Consider the following 4,813-nt stretch of genomic DNA (forward strand, 5'->3'; position numbering starts at 1 on the left):
CGATTTGATGGGCCAATAGCCTGCCAAAATGAGGCGTGAAAAATCTGTTCCTTTTTTTTCAAGGGTTTCAATAAAGTGGCGACAAGCGCGTTGTGAAAATAGGGCACGCTCTTCTTTTGAAAGAGCCCGCAATAAACCGCTTTTGCGGTGTTGGTGCGAAGAGATGAAGTTGACAAGATCTATTCTTTTTGTAGGCTGTTCGCAAATTTCATAAGTTAAAGCCTATTGTCATTCTGATCTTATAAAGAGAGTCTTTTGCTCTTTGTTTCATAGAAAAGGGGATCTCATAGATAGAGATAATAGAGAGGCTCCATGCAAAAGGGCATGATCAATTTTGGGGGGCATTTATGGATGCAAACAAGCTTTATGGCTGCAAAAAATGATGCAAAAAAGGGTGATCCACAACAGCCGATGGAAAAAGTTGACCCCGGGAACCTATATAAATAGGTGGGCGCCATATGAAAAAGCCCACGGGCTTAATCAGGGACAGCTCCCTTGGAGATCACTAAGGTCTCAGGAATACGTTATTTCCTGTCGAGAAGCGCAGAACACCCTCTTTAATATAAAATAATTTCACAGCTTCTGCTAGAGATAAAATAACCTCAATCTCTTAATTTTTTATAAAGTTTTTTAGGAGGATTTTTAAATCCTTGCTGGGGATTGCTGGAAATGATTGCATGATCGATGGACGGCTTATTTACAGCAAAAAAACATAGGTGGGGGGTGCGTGGTGCAGAACGGATTATTGGGAATGCTTGATCTGCTCTTTTGGGGCAATGTTTGATTTTGAGGTTTTGGGAGAATGCTTGGGGGTGATTTCTTATTCAAGGCTGTTGGTTTAATTGAACGGGGCATCTTTGAGGTTTTTGCTTTGTGAGTCATTTTTTAGGGCTGGTTCATCAATTGTGAAAGCAGGTTAGCGTGAAGAGCATTGTTTACAGACCGCATTGTTCGCAGAGCAGAGCGGGTTTTTCGTTTGGCTTTTTTCTGTAAAATCGTTGAGACGTAAAAAAGGAAGAGGAAGTAAAGGACGTGGAGGCTTTATGCGCTGTGGAGCCTTGGGGGGCGTGTTGAGTTTTTATTATGGTATGGTAGTAGTGAAAGAAAGGTTATGGGGAACAAGTCTTATGAATAGAGCGTAAGATAGGATGAAGAGGCCTAGAGCCTTTACTGGAAAGGAGAGTGTGTGGGAAATGGAGGAGGGAGAGAATGCGTATGGATAGTTAGGATGGTCGTGTGCAAAAGGTGGTGGTGGGAAGAGATACGTCGAGGATGGTGTGAGGGGTAGGGCTTGTTTGTGAAGTCTTATCAAACAGCCTCGTTTGAGGAGGGAGAGCTTTGTCCTATAGGGAGAATTTTCTTTTTAAAGCGCGACTGACCGGTGCTTTCAGTGATTTTTTCTTTAGGATGGCACGTTGGGATGAAGAGTATTTTAGAGTGGTATGTCTCGGTCGTGTTTGATGAAACACTGTCCTTTGAGGTGGCATGATCTGAATCTTATATTTTAGAAAGATTAACGAATAATGTTGTGTGCGGGTTTCCGCTTAATCAGAGAGCAAACACAAAATGGCTTTCTGCTTTTTAGGTTTAAGCTCTCTAAAATTTTTTAAAAGGGCATATTCTTTTTCGCTATAGGTGTCTTGATCATGGTGTGAGGGGTTTTCTTTTGTCGCAAGATCGGTGGCTAAAAGATCGGCATAAAAAAAGCTTATCGGCACTTGCAGTTTTTGAGCAATTTCAAGCAAACACCCTGCGCTGACACGATTTAAACCTTTTTCGTATTTTTGGATTTGTTGGAAACTCACTCCTAAAAAGCTTCCTAATGCTTTTTGAGAAAGCCCCATTGAAATTCTTCTATGACGAATTCTTTTCCCTATTGAAATATCAATAAAGTTTGGATTTTTGGTTTGAAAATGTGGATTTTTAGTTTGCACTTTGTGCCCCCTCCGGTTGCGAGCGCCCTCGCATTGGTATTCCGGGAGGTTGGATTCACTGAACTTAAACAGTCTCTTGTTTTTAGTGCTTATCGCACTTGGACATAACAAAAGCCCCCGGAATTTCCGGGATAGCCATAATTGTTTATGCGTTAAGTTTTAAGGAATCCAACTCCTTATTGACCGTTGCGTGGACGATCAAAAACACAGGTCTATCAATAAAGTAATTTCAGGAGATTGGCAAGAAAAATGAAAATATTTGGAAAATGAAAATTTTTTGTATCGCAAGAATGCCCTCTTATTCTGTGAAACACTACTTTTTGAGGCTGATATTGGGTCTATAGATTTACAATGTGTGTGTTTTTTGTGCGCGTGTATGTTGAATAGGGATGGACTTGTTTGCCGCGTCTTTTAACCTACTGAACTGTGAGGGGGCATCAATTTTACCAAAAGGGATATATGAGCAAATAATGTTGATGTGCGGGCTTCCGCTTAATCAGAGAGCAAACACAAAATTGCTTTCTGTTTTTTAGGCTTAAGCTCTCTAAAATTTTTTAAAAGAGCATATTCTTTTTCGCTATAGGTGTCTTGATCATGGTGTGAGGGGTTTTCTTTTGTCGCAATATCCGCGGTTAAAAGATCCGCATAAAAAAAGCTTATCGGCACTTGCAGTTTTTGAGCGATTTCAAGCAAACATCCTGCGCTTACACGATTTAAACCTTTTTCATATTTTTGGACTTGTTGGAAACTCACACCTAAAAAGCTTCCTAATGCTTTTTGAGAAAGCCCCATTGAAATTCTTCTATGACGAATTCTTTTCCCTATTGAAATATCAATAAAGTTTGGATTTTTAGTTTGAAAATATGGATTTTTAGTTTGCACTTTGTGCTCCCCGCCAAGTGCGAGCGCCCTCGCGTTGGTATTCCGGGAGTTAAAGGTACTGAATCCGAGTCAGTTTTTTTGCTTTTAGTGCAGACAAGCACCTGGACATAGCAAAAACTCCCGGAATCCCGGGATATCCGCAAAGCGGGTTCACTTTTACGCTCGGATTTAGGACCTTTAATCCCTCTTGATCGGTGCGTAGACGATCAAAATATCCTTTAAGTGGTAAAGGAATTTTAGAAGATTGGCAAGAAAAATGAAAATATTTTTGTCGTGTTATGCCGTAAATAGGGGTGTTTTGGGTGGGGTGAGAATGGTTTATGAGAGGCAAGGATAGGCCGTTGAGGGACCTTCAAGCATATCAATAAGGTGCTTTTTGTAAGCATGTGTAGAATATTTTCGGGGTGGGTTTGTCTATGCATTCTGATGAAGTACTGAACTTTGTTTACAGAGCAGAGCGGGTTTTTCGTTTGTCATTTTCTGTAAAAATGTAAAAGCGTAAAAACGTGGATCCGTAAAAAAGAAGGGAAAGTGAAGGAGGTGGAGGCTTTATGCGTTGCAGAATGTTTTAATTGTGCTTAAACTTTAAAAACTGAAAAACAAAAGGGGGGAATCTATGAACAAAATCATTAGAACAGCATTGCTGCTTTGCACTGAAATGGTTGCTGCTGGTTGTGTTATCATTGATGATGATCACTTGCCAAGTTGTAAGAAGGCTCTTGATGCCTTTAAGGCGCAAGAAATTCTTGATGTCTTGAGGGTGCAAAAAAGAAGCAACAATCCAATCAGCTCTGCGGACGAAAAAGCAGGAGTCGTATTTTGGCGCAAGTAGATGCAGCAACAAAAAATCGCTTGCGAATGCTTTTACTGGGCGATGGCATCGTGTCATTTGGGGGCTGGATTGATTACATCGTGATTTTAACCGTATCCGTGTTCTACTGGAAAGCGGATCAATATGATGTCGCTTTTATTGGAGCGGCAACATTATTACCTGGTATCGTTCTGTCTAAGCCAATTGGAATGTTGGTCAGTCACCCTTCTATGATCCATTGGTTGCGGGCCTCACTGCTGTTACGGGCGCTATGTACTGTCGTTTTATTGATGGCGACCAGTCTGCAAGGATTTATTGTCTTGGCAGTCATTCGAGCGACATTCAATAGTATTGCTCTTCCAGCAATTTCCGTTCTCAGTGCAAATTCTGTTCCTGAAAATGAGCGGAGCCGTTACTATTCTGTGCTTAACATGATCAATAGTGCAGCAAAGATGATCGGACCTGCTTTGGGAAGTGCTCTGTCTGCACTTTTGTCAGAGACATATACTTTATTATTTTCTGGATTTTTAACATTGCTAGGTTTTATCGTCTTTTGTTGTCTTGGCGCACAACCTATCTCATCGCTAAAAATAAAAAAAGCGGACACCATGACAACACAACAGAGGCTTTATGGGACAACTTGGTATGCCTATGTGGGGGTGATGTTCATTTATTTTGCCATGGTCTTTATGGTGAATAATCAGTTGCCCGTTATTCTCAGTGCAATGAAAATGAATAAACAGGCTCTTGGAATGCTGGTATCTGCTTCAGCGATTGGTAATTTTCTCTATGGGTTTTGGAGCGTGAAAAAATCAAAGCATACCCCCCTTACAGGCAAAATATCGGAGTTGTTAATGCCAGCCATGTCAACAATGGTTTGTTTTGTCGTGATCTCAGTGTGCTTTTTTTACTTTGATTTACTTCATATTGAGACTTTGTTGCTCTGTTTTTTGCTCATTGGAATGGTCAGTGCACGCTTTTCCATATCTTCTAATGTTTATCTGGTAAGCAATTTCAATGAACAAATTGGGGTCGCTTCTGGATGGGTGCAGTCTATCCAAAATTTAGCGATGTTGGGAGCACCGTTTCTTGGAGCCTTTGTGTTAGATCACACTTCTTCTGGTAAGTTATTCCTTCTTTCTGGCGTGGTTGGATTATGTTGTTTATTCGGGATCAGGATGTTGGT

The 4,813-nt window shown here is 40.8% G+C and carries 4 protein-coding genes, 1 other RNA gene and 1 pseudogene; 2 read left to right on the forward strand and 4 right to left on the reverse strand.

Annotated elements, in window-relative coordinates:
- The 4 genes and pseudogenes from PVV66_RS09065 to PVV66_RS09080 all read right to left on the reverse strand — a co-directional run.
- Positions 1–183, reverse strand: a pseudogene (locus PVV66_RS09065) (hypothetical protein); the annotation flags it as partial.
- Positions 184–392: 209 nt separating this feature from the next.
- Positions 393–553: non-coding RNA, 6S RNA (ssrS, locus tag PVV66_RS09070), on the reverse strand.
- Between the two features lie 991 nt (positions 554–1,544).
- Complete coding sequence (locus tag PVV66_RS09075; RefSeq protein WP_273719563.1) at positions 1,545–1,934, reverse strand: helix-turn-helix transcriptional regulator; 390 nt, start codon at positions 1,932–1,934, stop codon at positions 1,545–1,547.
- Between the two features lie 492 nt (positions 1,935–2,426).
- Entirely contained in the window at positions 2,427–2,816 is a 390-nt protein-coding gene (locus PVV66_RS09080) for a helix-turn-helix transcriptional regulator (RefSeq protein ID WP_273719561.1), read from the reverse strand.
- A gap of 616 nt (positions 2,817–3,432) precedes the next feature.
- Here PVV66_RS09080 and PVV66_RS09085 point away from each other — a divergent pair.
- Both PVV66_RS09085 and PVV66_RS09090 read left to right on the forward strand, forming a co-directional pair.
- Positions 3,433–3,648 (forward strand): hypothetical protein, encoded by a 216-nt coding sequence (locus PVV66_RS09085; protein ID WP_273760989.1) that lies wholly within the window; start codon positions 3,433–3,435, stop codon positions 3,646–3,648.
- The coding region (locus tag PVV66_RS09090) for an MFS transporter (RefSeq protein ID WP_273760990.1) at positions 3,636–4,813 on the forward strand (1,178 nt) is incomplete at its 3' end. The genes PVV66_RS09085 and PVV66_RS09090, both read left to right, overlap by 13 nt.

Origin of the sequence: Bartonella sp. AU16XJBT (assembly GCF_028618665.1) — a bacterium.
GTDB lineage: Bacteria > Pseudomonadota > Alphaproteobacteria > Rhizobiales > Rhizobiaceae > Bartonella.